Annotated in this window: 9 protein-coding genes, 1 tRNA gene and 3 rRNA genes; 12 read left to right on the top strand and 1 reads right to left on the bottom strand. The window is 33.6% G+C overall.

What is annotated here, in order from left to right; genetic code table 11:
- Positions 1–10 precede the first annotated feature (10 nt).
- The 10 genes from JYG23_RS09300 to JYG23_RS09255 all read left to right on the top strand — a co-directional run bounded on the left by JYG23_RS09300 (position 11) and on the right by JYG23_RS09255 (position 12,357).
- Positions 11–1,522, top strand: a 16S ribosomal RNA gene (locus tag JYG23_RS09300).
- A gap of 158 nt (positions 1,523–1,680) precedes the next feature.
- Positions 1,681–1,756, top strand: a tRNA-Ala gene (locus JYG23_RS09295).
- Between the two features lie 534 nt (positions 1,757–2,290).
- Positions 2,291–5,220 (top strand): 23S ribosomal RNA (locus JYG23_RS09290).
- 218 nt (positions 5,221–5,438) lie between these two features.
- A 5S ribosomal RNA gene (rrf, locus tag JYG23_RS09285) occupies positions 5,439–5,555 on the top strand.
- The 16S, 23S and 5S rRNA genes sit together here with 1 tRNA gene alongside, the layout of an rRNA operon.
- Positions 5,556–6,464: 909 nt before the next feature.
- The gene (lysA, locus tag JYG23_RS09280; RefSeq protein ID WP_207235407.1) at positions 6,465–7,757 is read left to right on the top strand and encodes a diaminopimelate decarboxylase; all 1,293 of its coding nucleotides are present in this window, start codon (positions 6,465–6,467) and stop codon (positions 7,755–7,757) included.
- 19 nt (positions 7,758–7,776) lie between these two features.
- Positions 7,777–8,952, top strand: coding sequence for a M20 family metallopeptidase (locus JYG23_RS09275; RefSeq protein ID WP_207237993.1), 1,176 nt, complete (start codon positions 7,777–7,779; stop codon positions 8,950–8,952).
- 19 nt (positions 8,953–8,971) lie between these two features.
- On the top strand, positions 8,972–9,808 hold the full coding sequence (gene dapF, locus JYG23_RS09270) for a diaminopimelate epimerase (protein ID WP_207235406.1): 837 nt from the start codon (positions 8,972–8,974) through the stop codon (positions 9,806–9,808).
- 21 nt (positions 9,809–9,829) lie between these two features.
- Entirely contained in the window at positions 9,830–10,972 is a 1,143-nt protein-coding gene (locus tag JYG23_RS09265; protein WP_207235405.1) for a class I SAM-dependent RNA methyltransferase, read from the top strand.
- A gap of 157 nt (positions 10,973–11,129) precedes the next feature.
- Positions 11,130–12,122 carry a DNA-binding protein WhiA gene (gene whiA / locus JYG23_RS09260; protein ID WP_207235404.1) on the top strand — a complete coding sequence of 331 codons (993 nt, stop codon included), beginning with the start codon at positions 11,130–11,132 and terminating at the stop codon, positions 12,120–12,122.
- On the top strand, positions 12,091–12,357 hold the full coding sequence (locus tag JYG23_RS09255; protein WP_207235403.1) for an HPr family phosphocarrier protein: 267 nt from the start codon (positions 12,091–12,093) through the stop codon (positions 12,355–12,357). The genes whiA and JYG23_RS09255 overlap by 32 nt, the downstream gene beginning before the upstream one ends.
- Before the next feature lie 61 nt (positions 12,358–12,418).
- Here the strand turns inward: JYG23_RS09255 and JYG23_RS09250 are convergent, their stop codons facing one another.
- On the bottom strand, positions 12,419–13,756 hold the full coding sequence (locus JYG23_RS09250) for a GerMN domain-containing protein (protein WP_207235402.1): 1,338 nt from the start codon (positions 13,754–13,756) through the stop codon (positions 12,419–12,421).
- Between the two features lie 148 nt (positions 13,757–13,904).
- Between JYG23_RS09250 and rlmD the strand changes: the two genes are divergently transcribed.
- Both rlmD and JYG23_RS09240 read left to right on the top strand, forming a co-directional pair.
- Entirely contained in the window at positions 13,905–15,266 is a 1,362-nt protein-coding gene (gene rlmD / locus JYG23_RS09245; RefSeq protein ID WP_207235401.1) for a 23S rRNA (uracil(1939)-C(5))-methyltransferase RlmD, read from the top strand.
- Between the two features lie 517 nt (positions 15,267–15,783).
- On the top strand, positions 15,784–17,499 hold the full coding sequence (locus JYG23_RS09240; RefSeq protein ID WP_207235400.1) for an FUSC family protein: 1,716 nt from the start codon (positions 15,784–15,786) through the stop codon (positions 17,497–17,499).
- Positions 17,500–17,649: the final 150 nt, after the last annotated feature.

Here is a 17,649-nt window from a genome sequence, read left to right as displayed (position 1 = left end):
AGAACAGATATTAAACGAGAGTTTGATCCTGGCTCAGGACGAACGCTGGCGGCGTGCCTAACACATGCAAGTCGAGCGAAGAAAGTCTTTCGGGACGAGTATTAGCGGCGGACGGGTGAGTAACGCGTGAGCAATCTGCCTCGTACAAAGGGATAGCCTCGGGAAACTGGGATTAATACCATATAACACTTATTGATCACATGATTAATAAGTCAAAGATTTATCGGTACGAGATGAGCTCGCGTTTGATTAGCTAGTTGGTAAGGTAATGGCTTACCAAGGCGACGATCAATAGCCGGCCTGAGAGGGTGAACGGCCACATTGGAACTGAGACACGGTCCAAACTCCTACGGGAGGCAGCAGTGGGGAATATTGCACAATGGGCGCAAGCCTGATGCAGCGACGCCGCGTGAGCGAAGAAGGTTTTCGGATCGTAAAGCTCTGTCCTTTGGGAAGAAAAAAATGACGGTACCAAAGGAGGAAGCCCCGGCTAACTACGTGCCAGCAGCCGCGGTAATACGTAGGGGGCGAGCGTTGTCCGGATTTACTGGGCGTAAAGGGTGAGTAGGCGGTAACGTATGTCAGATGTGAAAGGCGAGGGCTAAACCCTCGTAAGCATTTGAAACTGCGTAACTTGAGTGCAGGAGAGGTAAGTGGAATTCCTAGTGTAGCGGTGAAATGCGTAGATATTAGGAGGAACACCAGTGGCGAAGGCGACTTACTGGACTGTAACTGACGCTGAGACACGAAAGCGTGGGGAGCGAACAGGATTAGATACCCTGGTAGTCCACGCCGTAAACGATGAGTGCTAGGTGTTGGCCGAGAGGTCAGTGCCGGAGCTAACGCAATAAGCACTCCGCCTGGGGAGTACGGTCGCAAGACTGAAACTCAAAGGAATTGACGGGGACCCGCACAAGCAGCGGAGCATGTGGTTTAATTCGAAGCAACGCGAAGAACCTTACCAAGGCTTGACATCCCCTTGACAAGTGCAGAAATGTGCTCTCTTCTTCGGAAGCAAGGGAGACAGGTGGTGCATGGTTGTCGTCAGCTCGTGTCGTGAGATGTTGGGTTAAGTCCCGCAACGAGCGCAACCCTTATCATTAGTTGCCAGCATGAAAGATGGGCACTCTAGTGAGACTGCCGGTGACAAACCGGAGGAAGGTGGGGATGACGTCAAATCATCATGCCCCTTATGTCTTGGGCTACACACGTGCTACAATGGTCGGAACAAAGGGAAGCGAAAGCGTGAGCTGGAGCCAAACCTAATAAACCGATCCCAGTTCGGATTGTAGGCTGCAACTCGCCTACATGAAGTCGGAGTTGCTAGTAATCGCGAATCAGAACGTCGCGGTGAATGCGTTCCCGGGTCTTGTACACACCGCCCGTCACACCATGGAAGTTGATAATACCCAAAGTCGCTGAGCTAACCATTTGGAGGCAGGCGCCTAAGGTAGGATTAATGACTAGGGTGAAGTCGTAACAAGGTAGCCGTATCGGAAGGTGCGGCTGGATCACCTCCTTTCTAAGGAGACAGAAAACAAAATGTATTAGTTTACATTTTGTTTCAATGTCGCTTTTCTGGTTTGAACGCCAGAAAAGCATGTTCGAAACAAGGAACTTATGCTGTTTCATTGCTACTCAAGTGAGAATTTGAGTAGTGGATAAAAGATTTGCTGATGTGGGGGTGTAGCTCAGATGGGAGAGCACCTGCCTTGCAAGCAGGGGGTCAGGAGTTCGACTCTCCTCATCTCCACCAATAAAAGTAAATCGCTGAACTTTGAAAATTGTATAGGAAAAAACAAACGAAGTAATTTTTGATTTAGACAAGGCGAGAGGAGTCGAGGAGCAAAGCATATGAATAATATGTGAGCACCGGAGACGACGATCAACGAAGTATAAATTGAAAAGAACAAGTTTGAAACGAGAGAAAACATCAAAAAAAACAATATAACTAAGTAAAGAATTGAAGCGAAAGCGGATAAGAATTACAAGAGTAACCAAAAAATAGTTGTGTAAAGACGCACAATTAAGAACTGATGATTGCAAATTACTAAGTCTTTTTTTTATTTAGGCAAAGTTGGAAATCTTGAGGATGACCAACGAAGAATAAATGAAAAAGACCGAGTAACAAACGAAGTGATTTTTTATTTAGGCACGAAACGAGAAGCAGAGAAGCAGAGAAGCAGAGAAGCAGAGAAGCAGAGAAGCGGAGAAGCGGAGCATACGAATAGTATGTGAGCATTCGAAGTGACGAGAGACACAGCATAAATGAAAAAGAACGAGTTTAAGAGGTCAAGATATAAAGAGCGTAGGGCGAATGCCTTGGCACTAAGAGCCGATGAAGGACGTGGTAAGCTGCGAAAAGCTACGGGAAACTGCAAACAAGTATTGATCCGTAGATATCCGAATGAGGAAACTCACATATGGAGAACCGTATGTAACGTATGATGAATAAATAGTCATACGTGGGGAACGAGGGGAACTGAAACATCTAAGTACCCTTAGGAAGAGAAAGTAAAAAACGATACCGAAAGTAGCGGCGAGCGAAATCGGTAGAGCCCAAACCATGTTTCGGCATGGGGTTGCGGACATATCAACAAAGTATCTGAGACGATAGTCAAAGACTTCTGGAAAGAAGCTCCAAAGAGTGTGATAGACACGTAGACGAAAAAGTCAAAGAGCAAGATATGATCCAGAGTACCACAGGACACGAGAAATCCGGTGGGAAGCAGGGAGGACCATCTCCCAAGGCTAAATACTACTTAGTGACCGATAGAGAAATAGTACCGTGAGGGAAAGGTGAAAAGAACCCCGGGAGGGGAGTGAAAAAGAACCTGAAACCCTATGCTTATAAGCAGTGGGAGCACTACGAGTGTGACCGCGTACTTTTTGTAGAACGGGCCAGCGAGTTACGATATGCAGCAAGGTTAATAACTGAGAGGTTAGGAGCCGAAGCGAAAGCGAGTCTTAATAGGGCGAAAGTTGCATGTCGTAGACCCGAAACCAGGTGACCTATCCATGAGCAGGTTGAAGCTAGAGTAAAATCTGGTGGAGGACCGAACCCGTTAGCGTTTAAAAGCTATGGGATGACTTGTGGATAGCGGTGAAATTCCAATCGAACCTGGAGATAGCTGGTTCTCCTCGAAATAGCTTTAGGGCTAGCCTTAACGTAAGATTAATGGGGGTAGAGCACTGAATAGTCAAGGGACGTTATACGTTACCGAAACTTATCAAACTCCGAATACCATAAAATTAGCGTTGGGAGTCAGACTATGTGAGATAAGTTTCATAGTCAAAAGGGAAAGAGCCCAGATCACCAGCTAAGGTCCCAAAGATAGATTAAGTGGAAAAGGATGTAGGACTACACAGACAACCAGGAAGTTGGCTTAGAAGCAGCCACACTTTCAAAGAGTGCGTAATAGCTCACTGGTCGAGTGGACCTGCGCCGAAGATTACCGGGGCTAAAATCTATCACCGAAGCTGTGGGATTGTATTAATACAATCGGTAGAGGAGCATTCTGTACGAGTCGAAGCGCCATCGAAAGAGGCTGTGGATTGTACAGAAGAGAGAATGCTGGCATGAGTAGCGAAAGGTGAGTGAGAATCTCACCCATCGAAAGACTAAGGATTCCTGAGGAAGGCTCGTCCACTCAGGGTAAGTCGGGACCTAAGCCGAGGCCAAAAGGCGTAGGCGATGGATAACTGGTGGAAATTCCAGTACCACCGAAGATCGTTAAAAGAGAAGTGGGGACACAGAAAGATAAGTTAGCGTACTGATGGAATAGTACGTCTAAGTAAGTAGGGAGAAGAGATAGGCAAATCCGTTTCTTCAATAATCCTGAGATACGAATGGGAGCGAAAACAAGTAGTGAAGTAACTGAGTCTACGCTGTCAAGAAAATCCACTATCGAGATCAAGGTGCCCGTACCGTAAACCGACACAGGTAGTCAAGGAGAGAATCCAAAGATGAGCGGAAGAACTATTGTTAAGGAACTAGGCAAAATAACCCCGTAACTTCGGGAGAAGGGGTGCCCATGGAAGTGAAAGTCGAACGACCGGAGCTTTAGTGGGCCACAGAAAACAGGCTCAAGCGACTGTTTACCAAAAACACAGGTCTCTGCTAAATCGAAAGATGAAGTATAGGGGCTGACACCTGCCCGGTGCTGGAAGGTTAAGGGGAGCTGTAAGCGTAAGTGAAGCAGTGAACTTAAGCCCCAGTAAACGGCGGCCGTAACTATAACGGTCCTAAGGTAGCGAAATTCCTTGTCGGGTAAGTTCCGACCCGCACGAAAGGTGTAACGATTTGAGCACTGTCTCAACAATAGATCCGGTGAAATTGTAGTACTCGTGAAGATGCGAGTTACCCGCGGCAGGACGGAAAGACCCCATGGAGCTTTACTGCAGGCTGACATTGGAATTCGGTATTAATTGTACAGGATAGGTGGGAGACTAAGAAACATGTACGCCAGTATGTGTGGAGTCGCTGTTGGGATACCACTCTATTGATACTGAATTTCTAACATGATACTGTGATCCAGTATATGGACACTGTCAGTTGGGCAGTTTGACTGGGGCGGTCGCCTCCGAAAGAGTAACGGAGGCGCTCAAAGGTTTCCTCAGCACGGTCGGAAATCGTGCGAAGAGTGTAAAGGCAGAAGGAAGCTTGACTGCAAGACGTACATGTCGAGCAGGAACGAAAGTTGGACTTAGTGATCCGGTGGCGCCGAATGGAAGGGCCATCGCTTAACGGATAAAAGCTACCCTGGGGATAACAGGCTTATCTCCCCCAAGAGTCCACATCGACGGGGAGGTTTGGCACCTCGATGTCGGCTCGTCTCATCCTGGGGCTGAAGCAGGTCCCAAGGGTTGGGCTGTTCGCCCATTAAAGAGGCACGCGAGCTGGGTTCAGAACGTCGTGAGACAGTTCGGTCCCTATCCGTCGTGGGCGTAGGAAATTTGAAGGGAGCTGTCCTTAGTACGAGAGGACCGGGATGGACAGACCTATGGTGAATCAGTTGTTCCGCCAGGAGCACGGCTGAGTAGCTAAGTCTGGAATTGATAAGCGCTGAAGGCATCTAAGCGCGAAACAAACCTTAAGATAAGATTTCCCATTACGTAAGTAAGTAAGACCCCTGAAAGACTAACAGGTAGATAGGTCACAGGTGTAAGTGCAGCAATGTATTCAGCTGAGTGATACTAATAGGTCGAGGTCTTGACCAATAATGAGCCTAACCCCATTTGATTCTCAAATGGATGGTAGGTCAGATCCAGCGAAATCCAAATCTATACGAACGTAAGTGAGTAAATAGATTTGTGATGCAGTCAGACAAATCTCAAAAAGTTTTTCCTGTACAATTTTGAAAGTTCAAACTTTCAATTTAATGATAACTTAATATACAATATAACGAAGTAATTTTTAAATTACGAGTTATAAATAATCTGGTGATAATAGCAAAGAGGACACACCCGTTCCCATCCCGAACACGGAAGTTAAGCTCTTTAGCGCTGATGATACTTGGTGGGTGACTGCCTGGGAAAGTAAGACATCGCCAGATTATTTTTATGCAAGAAAAAAACAATCTGGCTCTTAAGAATAGGGAAAGTGCGCAGTTTCGTACAGCAAATCTATTTGTTCGCGAAGACCATGCTCGCATAGATTTGGTACTCAGTGCGGCTGACCTACCACCATTTGCTAAGAAAGATAGTACTTAAGTGTGCAAATGGGGTTAGGGCAAGCAGACATCGCCAGATTATTTTTATGCAAGAAAAAAGTAATTTGGCTCTTAAGAATAGAGAAAGTGTGCAGTTTCGTACAGCAAATCTATTTGTTCGCGAAGACCATGCTCACATAGATTTGGTACTCATTGCTGTCTGACCTACCAACCATTTGCTATGAAAGAAAGTATACTAAGACAACAAATGGGGTTAGGAGCAAGCGCAGTTTCGTACAGCAAATCTATTTGTTCGCGAAGACCATGCTCACATAGATTTGGTACTCATTGCTGTCTGACCTACCAACCATTTGCTATGAAAGAAAGTATACTAAGACAACAAATGGGGTTAGGAGCAAGCGCAGTTTCGTACAGCAAATCTATTTGTTCGCAAAGACCATGCTCGCATAGATTTGGTACTCATTGCGGCTGACCTACCAACCATTTGCTATGAAAGATAGTACTTAAGTGTGCGAATGGGGTTAGGGCAAGCAGACATCGCCAGATTATTTTTATTTAGGAGTTTTTATTATTAAGAATTTTTTTAATAATAGAAGCTTTTTTTACATGTATAATAATATTTTAAATTTATAAATATAAATTTAAATTTAAATATAAACAAACTATTTTTTATTATTTGAATATAATAATACTCAATACTTATTTTTTAATATATACATATAATAATAATTAGTGTTAAAATGATAATAATATAAACATATTTATAAAAGTATTAAAAAATGAGGTTTTGTTATGATAAAAAAAGTTAAAGATAATATACTTTATTTTGATGGTTGTAATACAGTTGAATTAGCACAAAAGTATGGAACACCAATTTATGTTTACTCAAAAAATAAAATAATAAAAAAGTGTCGTGAATTAAAAAAATGTTTTATAAATAAATATCAAAATGTTAGGGTAGCCTATGCTGCTAAAGCTTTTTTAACTCTTACAATGTGTAAAATAATAAATGAAGAACAGCTATGTCTTGATGTAGTGTCAGGTGGAGAATTATTTATAGCATTAAAATCAGGCTTCCCAGCAGATAAAATAGAGTTTAATGGTAATAACAAAACACAATTCGAACTTGAATATGCCATAGAAAATGACATAGGTAGAATAATAGTCGATAGCTTAACAGAGGTTGAAATTATTGAGAATATTTGTAGAAATAAAAATAAAAAAGTAAAAGTTCTTTTTAGAATAACACCTGGAGTTAATATAAATTCACATGAATATGTAGCAACGGGCAAAAAAGATTCAAAATTTGGTATACCAATAGAAGAAGGTATTTTATTTCCTTATGTGAAAAAAGCAATTGATTCTAAATTTGTAAATTTTTTAGGTTTCCACTTTCATATTGGTTCTCAGTTGCATGATAACAAGCCATATCTTATTGCATTAGAAACATCATTGAAATTAATAAAAGATTTAAAAAGTAAATACAATTTTGTAGTTGAAGAAATAAATATTGGTGGTGGTTTTGGAATAAGATATACAGATGAAGATAATGTTAAACCATATTCATACTTCTTAGATCCCATAATGAAAAGAATAATTGAATTTTTTAATCAAATTACTATACCTATTCCAACTGTTGTAATTGAACCAGGAAGAAGCATTGTTGGAGAGGCTGGAATGACATTATATGAGGTAGGAAATATTAAAGAAATAAAAGGAGTTAGAACTTATGTAGCTGTTGATGGTGGTATGACAGATAATATTAGACCAGCTTTGTACAATTCAAAACATGATTGCTTAGTAGCTAATAAAGCAAGTACAGCAAGTACAGAGAAATATACTATATGTGGTAAATGTTGCGAATCAGGTGATATATTGATAAAAGATGTATATCTACCAAAGATTGTAGAGCATGATTTCATTGCTGTATTTTCAACTGGTGCATATGGATATTCTATGGCAAGCAATTATAACAAAAATACAATACCTGCAGTTATATTAGTAAGCGATGGAAAAAGTAAGATTATTGTAAAAAGACAAACGTATGATGGTCTAATAGAAAATGATGTATTAGTTGATTTATAAAAAGGGAGTGATTTTGAACTTGAATATTGAAAAAGAAGTCGAAAAAATTTATAATGAACTTATAATTATTAGACGGAATTTTCATATGTACCCAGAATTAAGTGAATTGGAAATAAAAACTAAAGAAAAAATATGTTGTTTGCTTGATAAATGGGGTATAGAATACACAACTTCAGAAAATAACTATGGTGTAGTAGGAATAATAAAGGGTAAAAAGCAAGGTATAACAGTTGCAGCTCGAGCAGATATGGATGCATTGCCTTTGACTGAAAGAAATGATACACCATATATTTCAAAAAACATAGGAGTAATGCATGCTTGTGGACATGATGTTCATACAACAATTCTATTGGGAACAGCAAAGATATTAAAGAAATTTGAAGATGAAATATGTGGCAATGTAAAGCTAATATTTCAACCGTCTGAAGAAACTGTTGGTGGTGCACGACCAATGATTGTAGAAGGATGTTTAGAAAACCCAGATGTTAAATATATTATTGGATTGCATGTTCAACCATTCGTTGTTGCTGGAAAAATAGAAATAAAGTATGATAATTTTTATGCTGCAACAGATGAATTCCAAATCGTTGTAAATGGCAAATCATCACATGGCGCATATCCTGAGAAATCTGTTGATGCAATAATATTATCATCAAATCTAATAACATCATTGCAAAACATTGTTAGTAGAAATATATCACCATTAAATAGTGTTGTTATTAGTATTGGAAAAATTAATGGTGGAACAAAAAGTAATATTATAGCTAATGAAGTTAAAATTGAAGGCATTTTAAGAACATTAGATGAAGATACAAGAAATTATACGAAAAATAGAATAATTGAGATTGCAAATAATATATGTAGTGCACACGGAGGCAACTGTATAGTTGAATTTAAAGGTGGATATAAACAGCTAATAAATGATAACAACGTAGTTGATATTATAAAAAAGGTTGCTATTGATGCAATTGGGGAAGATAATATATATATAAAACAAAGTCCTACAATGTGCGGTGAAGATTTTGCATACTTCGGTGATAAAGCCAAGAGTGCGTTTTATCATTTAGGTTGTGGTAACAAAAATCTTGAAATAAATAAACCATTGCATAGTGATAAATTTAATGTAGATGAAACATGTATTAAGACAGGAGTAATGTTGCAGGTTAAAAGCTTATTGGCTTTGTTACAAAATTAAACTTTGGGGGGAGTTATAATTGGAATTTACTAAAATTCAAGGTGCGGGAAATGATTTTATCGTAATTGACAATACAAGGGTTGGATTGCCTGTTTCAAAATTGTCACATTTAGCAAAAGTATTGTGCAGAAGAAAGCTATCCATAGGAGCAGATGGATTAATTGTTGTTGAAAGAGCAGATGGTAATGCAGATTTCAAAATGATATTTTTTAATTCTGATGGTAGCAAAGCCGAAATGTGTGGAAACGGCGCAAGGTGTGTTGCAAGATATGCATATGACAATAAAATAGCATGGGAAACAATGAACATTGAAACACCAGCGGGAGAGTTCTCAGCACAAAGAATTAGCGACAGAATTTATAAAATTGAATTCATGAAACCATCGATAATTAACCTATATGGAAATCTTGATATTGATGGAATAAATTATGAATATTCATATATTGAGTTAGGAAAACCTGGAGTACCGCATGCATTAATCTATTTGAAGAACTATAAGCAAATAGAAAGTGATGAGCTATATAGTATTGCTAAAAAAATTAGGTATAATAAAATATTTAATAAAGGTGCAAATGTCACATTTTATGATATAATAGATACTGATAAAGCAACCATTAAAACATATGAGCGTGGAGTAGAAAATTTTACTTTAGCTTGCGGAACAGCAGCAAGTGCTTGCGCTGTTACAATGTTTATGAAAAATGATAATATAAGTTCTAATATAAGTTTAATAACTGATGGTGGAGAATTAACTATTGATTTAAATGTAACTGAGGATAAAATAATTAATAAATTATATCTTATAGGTGATACAAAAGTTGTGGCTATGGGTAAAATACTTGATGAAGACTTATAAATATAAATTGAAAGGATAAATATGAACAATATTAAACTTGCTGCAGTTTGTACTTTTGGACTTGAGGCAGTAGTAAAAAGAGAATTACAAAATTTGGGATATGAAAATTTAACTACAGACAACGGATGGGTATATTTTGATGCTAATATAGAAGATATAGCAAAGACAAACATTAACTTAAGAAGTGCTGAAAGAGTGATGCTTGTTTTAGGGCAATTTAAAGCATTAAGTTTTGAAGAATTATTTAATGAAGCTTATGATTTACCATGGGAGGACTGGATAAGTGCTGACGGTAAATTTACTGTTAAAGGAAAGTCTGTTAAATCTAAATTATTTAGTGTTCCAGACTGTCAATCAATAGTTAAAAAAGCAGTAGTAAAAAAATTAAGCGAGAAATATGATATAGAATGGTTTTCAGAAAGTGGTGCCGAATTTACAATTCTTGTATCAATACACAAAGACATTGCAACATTATCAATAGATACAACTGGTGCAAGAGAAGGTTTATTTAAAAGAGGATATAGAGAAAAGTCAACAATAGCGCCACTTAAGGAAACAATGGCAGCAGCACTTATTCAACTAAGCTATTGGAATAAAGATAGAATACTTATAGATCCAATGTGTGGATCAGGTACAATTCCTATAGAGGCAGCCCTAATAGGTAGAAATATAGCACCAGGATTAAATAGAACTTTTGCTTCGGAAAAGTGGGAAAAAGTTAAATCTGAATATTGGAAAAACACAAAAATAGAAGCTCGTAAAAAAATAGATTTAGAAACACCAATCAAAATATATGGCTATGATATTAGTAAACGTGCAATAGCAATAGCAAAACAAAATGCAATTGAAGCGGGAGTTGAAGATTGTATAGAATTTCAGGCTAAGGATATTAATACATTTAAAACAACACCATTTGATTACGGTATATTAATTACTAACCCACCATATGGTGAAAGAATTGGTAGTGTAGAAGAAATTAGTGAAATTCATAAAACAATAGGAAAAGTTTTTGGTCGTAACCCTACATGGTCTAATTATATTATAACTTCTATAGAGAATTTTGAAAAAGATTATGGTAAAAAAGCTGATAGAAGAAGAAAACTATACAATGGTGATGTAAAAGTTGAATATTATCAGTATTATGGTCAAAGACCAGAACAATAAATTATACAGTTAAAACATATGATTAATTATCAAGAATGTAAATATTATGTGCTTAATTACAGTCTATGTGCTATAATAAAAGTGTTGTATTATGGAAATTACAGAGTATGTATCAATAAAGGAACTTGTAATATAGCAAAATATGATGAGGTGTAATATGACTTTTTCTTCAAAGTGTAAAGATGAATTATCAAGAAAAAATTTAGAAAATAGTTGTTGTATGGTATCTGAATTAGCTGCCTTAATTCGAACAACGGGTTATATATCTATTAAAGGATACAATAAATTCGATATTGAATTTGTAATGGAAAATGCAGCTGTAGCAAGAAGAATTTTTAAAATGATAAAACATCTTTATGGTTCTAATAGTGAAATTATAGTAAAGAGATCAAACAGATTGAAAAAGCATAATAATTATAGTGTAAAAGTTAATGATAAAGATGTTAAAAAAATTTTAAAAGACACTAAATTAATTGAAAATGACAATATAAATATTTTAGAGTTTAACTTTGGAATACCTAAAAATTTGATAAATAATGACTATTGCAAGAGAGCATATATAAGAGGTACTTTTTTAGGATGTGGTTCAATAAGTGATCCTGAAAAATCATATCATGTTGAATTTGTTAGCAATAAGAAAATACACTGTACAGATTTAGAAAAACTTATAAATGTCTATGATCTAGGTGCTAAAAGGATAGTTAGAAAAGATTTATACATAACTTATCTTAAAGATAGTGAAAAAATTGTTGATCTTTTAAATGTTATGGGTGCTTATAATTCACTATTATATATAGAAAATATTCGTGCAATAAAAGAAACAAGGAATAATGTAAATAGAGTTGTTAATTGCGAAACTGCAAACCTTGGTAAAATTGTTGATACATCAATACGACAGAAAAATAGTATTATGGTATTACAGAAACATAATGTAATAAATAAACTTCCTGATGGGCTAAAAGAATTAGCTTACTTGCGTTTAGAAAATGAAGATGCAAGTCTAAAAGAACTTGGAGAAATGCTAGTACCACCATTAGGAAAGTCTGGAGTAAACCATAGATTGAAAAAAATTGAAAAACTAGCAGAGGATTACTTATTAAAGGAGGATAAAACACAAAATGAGATCTCAAGTTGTAAAAATAAAAAATAAAGTAGGGTTACACGCTAGACCAGCTGCAATATTTGTAAAAAAATCAAGAGAATATGAAAGTGATATAATACTTAAAAAAGAAATGCAAGAAGCAAACGGTAAAAGTATTATTGGTATAATGGCTTTAGGAGCTCACCAAGATGATGAAATTACTATTCTTGCAAAGGGTTTAGATGAAGATGTAGCTATTGTTGAATTATCAGAATTGTTAGCTTCTATTGATGAAGATGAATAAAATAATATGAAAAATCCGCTTACATAGTTTGTGAGCGGATTTGTTTTTTCTGATTGTTAAATTAAATATTTTCAGGGTTTATAAACCAAGGTGCTGTTAAAATACCCGTAATATCTTTTTCATCAATAAAGTTTTCTACAGGTTTGCCGTCAGCTTGAATACTAATGCTCTTAACATTATTGAGACTTGTAAATGTATAAATCAAAGAGTCAACTAAAAATTTCTTTTTGTTTTGGTCATCTTCAAAGGTAGTTAACAAAGTATCATTGAAATTTAAAATTAAATTATCTCCATTAAGAGTTGTATTTTTAATTTCAAGTCCTTGTACAAATGGACTATAATAATTATTTGGAACATTTGTAGTATAGTATTCTAATATTTTATTAGATATAGTCTGAATATCAGTATTTAAATCTATATCAGTTAAATCTATATCAGTTAAATACATTCTATCATCAAGCTTGTAACCTAAATAAATTTTAGGTATTACTTTTCTTTCTATATCAGAACCAATTTTAATTCCACCAAAATATTCATCAATCCTTGCTTTATCAACAGTATATCTTATATAATCCAATGATAAATATTTATCCATTTGATAAAATGCTTTGGTTATTGTACTAAATACAAGAGGACCATCAGTAGCTGAATTATAGTTTTCATTGGATGCCGGAATGTCAATATAAACATAACTATCTTTATATATGCAGTAATTTACATCATCAACAACTTTAATTAGTGATCTATCCTTAGGCGTTTGTTGTAGTTCATTCAAAACCTGTTTATTAAGTGATAATTCTTTAGTGATAAATCTTGTAACAGGTATTATAGCTTTCTTTTCAATATCAGGGTAGTAAATTGTCAAGCCCATTAATCCTAATTTATTATCGTTAGTAGCTTCATAATAAACAAAACCTGAATCATATTTAACATTTATATCTATTGAGTTATTTTCAGTATTGCTAATTAAATTAGATGTTAAGACAATTTTGTAACTTCCATCTTTTAAATTCAACTTTTCCTGACTAATATTCAATGTAGTTGTTAAATCATTATCAATATCAATAATTATATCGTTATCATTAATAGTAATAGTTGTTTCACTTAAATTAAATGTGTCTGATGATATAATTTCTTCACCCTTGTAAATTATTGTTGTAAATATATTAGATGGCAAATTAGTCAAAGACATTTGCTTATTTGTTGTATGCTTAATTACAATATTTGTTGGGTTTTCTAAATTGTTTTCACCTTCTAACGATAAAGTTAGTTCTGGCTTTTCTTCTGGCTCATCAATAACAATAGAATCATCATAGTCTATAGGTGATAATACAAATAAAAATGTAGATGAGAAAAATCCTATTAAAAAAATAAGTAAAATGTGATACAAAATTTTCATAAAAATAACCCCACAAAATTAATATATATATATATTTAAGTATATACTAAAAACACAAAAAAATAAATAACAAATTAAAAATATTGTTAAAATCTATGTATATATTGTATAATATAATGTATATATAAGTAATTTGGAAGGAAAAAACATGAATAATATAACGAATTTTGTAGAATTAAGTATAATTGATATAAATCATGAGGGTCAAGGGGTAGCTAAACTTGATAACTTTGTTTATTTTGTAAATGAAGCAGTAACAGGGGATAAAGTAATTGCAAGAATTGTAGAGTTAAAAAAGAATTTTGCAATTTGTTCAATTGAAAAAATAATAGAAAAATCAATATACAGAGTTGATAAAAAGTGTGAATATTTTCCTAAATGTGGTGGATGTCAAATATTAGGATTTGATTATCAAGAGCAATTAAAATATAAATGCAACAGAGTAATTAACGATTTTAAAAAGGCTCGAATAAATTTAGAAAATGTTCAAGTGAATAATACATTGGGCATGGATAAACCATTTAGATATAGAAATAAAACAGCCTTTTCAGTGTGTAAAAATAGAGGTAAAGTTCAAATAGGAACGTATGAATCGAATTCACATAATTTAATAGATATTGATACATGTGTTTTGCAAGATGAAATATGTGATAAAGTAGTATTAGCTACAAAGCAAATATTTAATAAATACAATGTAAATACATACGACAAAGTATTAAATAAAGGTAATGTAAGACATATAGTTATACGACAAAATAGAGATAAGGAAATAATGCTTATAATTGTTACAAATAATAAAGAATTGGAAAATAGCAAAAAAATAGTTGAAGAAATTATAAAACTTGTACCACAGATAAAAACAGTAGTTCAAAATATAAATTCTAAAAGCACGAGTAAAATATTAGGTTATAAAAATAAAATTTTGTATGGAGCTGGTACATTAGTTGATTATATTGATGACTTGAAATTTATTATATCACCGCATACATTTTTTCAAGTCAATCCAAATCAAACTGAAAAGTTATATGAAACAGCCATTGATTATGCTGAGATTTCAAAAGATGATGTATGTTTTGACTTGTATTGTGGTATAGGTACTATATCATTAATGGCAGCAAGAAAAGCAAAAAAGGTAATAGGGGTAGAAATAGTAGAGCAGTCAATACAAGATGCTAAGAAAAATGCAATAAATAACAATATAAGTAATACAGAATTCTTTACAGGCAAGGTAGAAGAAGTTTTACCTAAACTTTATAAAAAGAATATAAGACCAAATATAATTATAGTAGACCCACCAAGAAAGGGTTGTGAAAAGGAAGTACTAAAAACAATTTCAGATATAAACCCAGAAAAAATAGTTTATGTATCATGCAACCCAGCAACACTAGCAAGAGATGTGAAACTACTAGTAGACAGTGGCTATATTCTAAAAAAAATTCAACCAGTAGATATGTTCGGGCATAGCACGCATGTGGAGACAGTAGTACGACTATGTCGTCAAAACCATTGATTTTACTAGTATTTAATCAGTTCTGTGATTTCTATTCTTTTAGTAAAAATAGCGAAAATTACATTGAAAAAGACCAAAAAAGGAGTATAGAAATAAGAATTGCTATATGATATGGTATGTGGGAACACGTCTAAGAAAATGAAAAAAGTATTGGAAATAGAGTAGTTATTATAGTAGATACTAAAAAATGAGAAAGAATATTAAAATTATGGTAAAAAGAAAGGCGAAATTTAATTTATGAATTAAGAGACAAAATCAGACACAAAGGAGCCTTTTATCAGATTATATTAACAGAGAAGTGAAAATGTAGTTTGGATTTATTAATGGCCATTAGGAAGAAAGAAATTAATAAAAATGAAAACAAACAAAAAACTAAAATTTAAATCAGTATCGAAAAATCTACCTTTTATTATTGATATAAAAATTTGCATACGAGTGAAAATTGTGATACGCTTTTCATTGCTATTTACTAAGTATATTCTCTGAAGAATTTAAAAACTAGCAATGAGGTGATAAAATGAATAAAAAATTATTTGTATCTAAAACAGTATTATTTGTATTTATAATTTTGTTTATAGTAGCATTTCAAAAAATATTTGGAATTGAAAATACTCTTATAGGAGTAACAGTTATAACTGCAGCCTTAATGTTATTAGAAAGGGATTTTACTTTATCTCCTTTTAAATACTTAATATATATTATAGGTATAAATTTATTTCTTGGTATTGCTGCCTTTGTAGCAAGTGAAAATTTATGGATTGGTATTCCTGGAAATTTCATAACAATATTTGGCATAGGATTTTTACTATGTTATGATTTAAAAAGTAACATGTATATTCCTTTTGGACTTCAATATTTATTTATGTTAAGTGTTCCAGTGGATGGGAAAGATTTGGGTGTTAGATTACTTTCTTTAGTTTTTGGAGCCGTATTTATTATAATTATGCAAGTGATTTGCAATAAAAATAGATTGATTAAATCTGGTAACAAAATTATAGAAAAATCTTTTGAGAATTTATTTAAAAAAATACTATTACTAATAGAAGAAAAGGATGTTACTAATATAGACAAGTGTATTAAAAAAGACATAGGAGAGTTAAAGAAGCTTATATACAATAAAAGAAAGGATTTTTTTTATTTAACTGAAGGTGGAAGAATAAAGGTTAATATAGTAGCTACATTAGAATGTATAAATACTATAATAAGTGATTTGTACAAAGAATTTAATAAAGATGATATAACAAAAATTTTAAATGATGTTTACAATAAACTTTACAAGATATCACAAAATAAGAATGATATAGATTTATTGAAGAGGATTAAAAATGAAGAAAGTAATATTTGTGTAAGCAGAATAGTAAATAATATAGATATATTATGTAATTGTTTTGTAAAATTAAATAATTTAGATGAACATAATCGTATTAATAAAAATATTCCTATTCCCAGTGAATTTAATTTTATAAATATAATGAAAAGAAATTTTACAATTAATACTTTGAAATTTTCATATGCTTTTAAGTTAGCAGTGGGTGTTACTATTTCAATTTTTATAATGGATTATTTTAAGGTTTATGAAGGAAGGTGGATGGCATATACAGTTTTTTCACTTATACAGCCTTATGCAGAACATAGTAAAATTAAATCTGAACAAAGAGTTAAAGGAACATTGATAGGAGGAATAATTTTTATTATATTATTTAGCATATTTAATGATTCAACTATAAGATCTCTAATTGTTATGGGGGCTGGATATGTAGATGGATATAATACTAGATACGATAGGAAAATTATCTGTGTTACAATATCTGCGCTGGGTGTAGCATCAATAACTTCAAGTATTGGAGGAGTATTATTTTTTAGGATTTTATTTGTAGGTTTGGGAGTAGGATTAGCATTATTGGTTAATAAATTTATATTCCCATATAGTTTAAATGATGCTAATAGAGATTTAATTAGTATGAGTAATTCTATTATAGAACAATTGATTAAAGAAGTGAAATTATATAATCTGCGAAAAAACAATAATTATAGTATAGAAAATTTATTTATGATATCGTCTTTTATAGAAAATAAGTTAATTATAAATAAAAGTAAAGAATATAAAGATTATATAAAAAATAAAAAGAAAGTTATTGATAATATATACGAAATGTATATATGGGTGCAAAATGATAAAATTTCTCATAAAGATTTTAAAAATTATGCAAGCAAAAATTTAATGAATTTCTAGTATAAGAAAGGTGGAAGAAATTCAACCAGTAGACATGTTTCTTCATTGAGTCATGTGGAATGTGTGATAATGATGACATGTTGTGGTAAAAATGATAAATAAGGGCACTTAGGCCACAAGATGTTGTGGCTTTGAACGAAAAACGAGTGA

It is taken from the genome of Sedimentibacter sp. zth1 (assembly GCF_017352195.1).
Classification (GTDB): Bacteria; Bacillota; Clostridia; order Tissierellales; family Sedimentibacteraceae; genus UBA1535.
The sequence above is the reverse complement of the archived record's forward strand: the minus strand, read 5'-3'. Positions and strand labels throughout refer to the sequence as shown.

What these genes read in the sequence shown, in the direction of transcription:
- JYG23_RS09255 (WP_207235403.1), top strand. Translation starts at nt 12,091, where the DNA reads ATGAGATCTCAAGTTGTAAAAATAAAAAATAAAGTAGGGTTACACGCT.
- JYG23_RS09265 (WP_207235405.1), top strand. Translation starts at nt 9,830, where the DNA reads ATGAACAATATTAAACTTGCTGCAGTTTGTACTTTTGGACTTGAGGCA.
- rlmD (WP_207235401.1), top strand. Translation starts at nt 13,905, where the DNA reads ATGAATAATATAACGAATTTTGTAGAATTAAGTATAATTGATATAAAT.
- lysA (WP_207235407.1), top strand. Translation starts at nt 6,465, where the DNA reads ATGATAAAAAAAGTTAAAGATAATATACTTTATTTTGATGGTTGTAAT.
- JYG23_RS09240 (WP_207235400.1), top strand. Translation starts at nt 15,784, where the DNA reads ATGAATAAAAAATTATTTGTATCTAAAACAGTATTATTTGTATTTATA.
- JYG23_RS09250 (WP_207235402.1), bottom strand. Translation starts at nt 13,756, where the DNA reads ATGAAAATTTTGTATCACATTTTACTTATTTTTTTAATAGGATTTTTC.
- whiA (WP_207235404.1), top strand. Translation starts at nt 11,130, where the DNA reads ATGACTTTTTCTTCAAAGTGTAAAGATGAATTATCAAGAAAAAATTTA.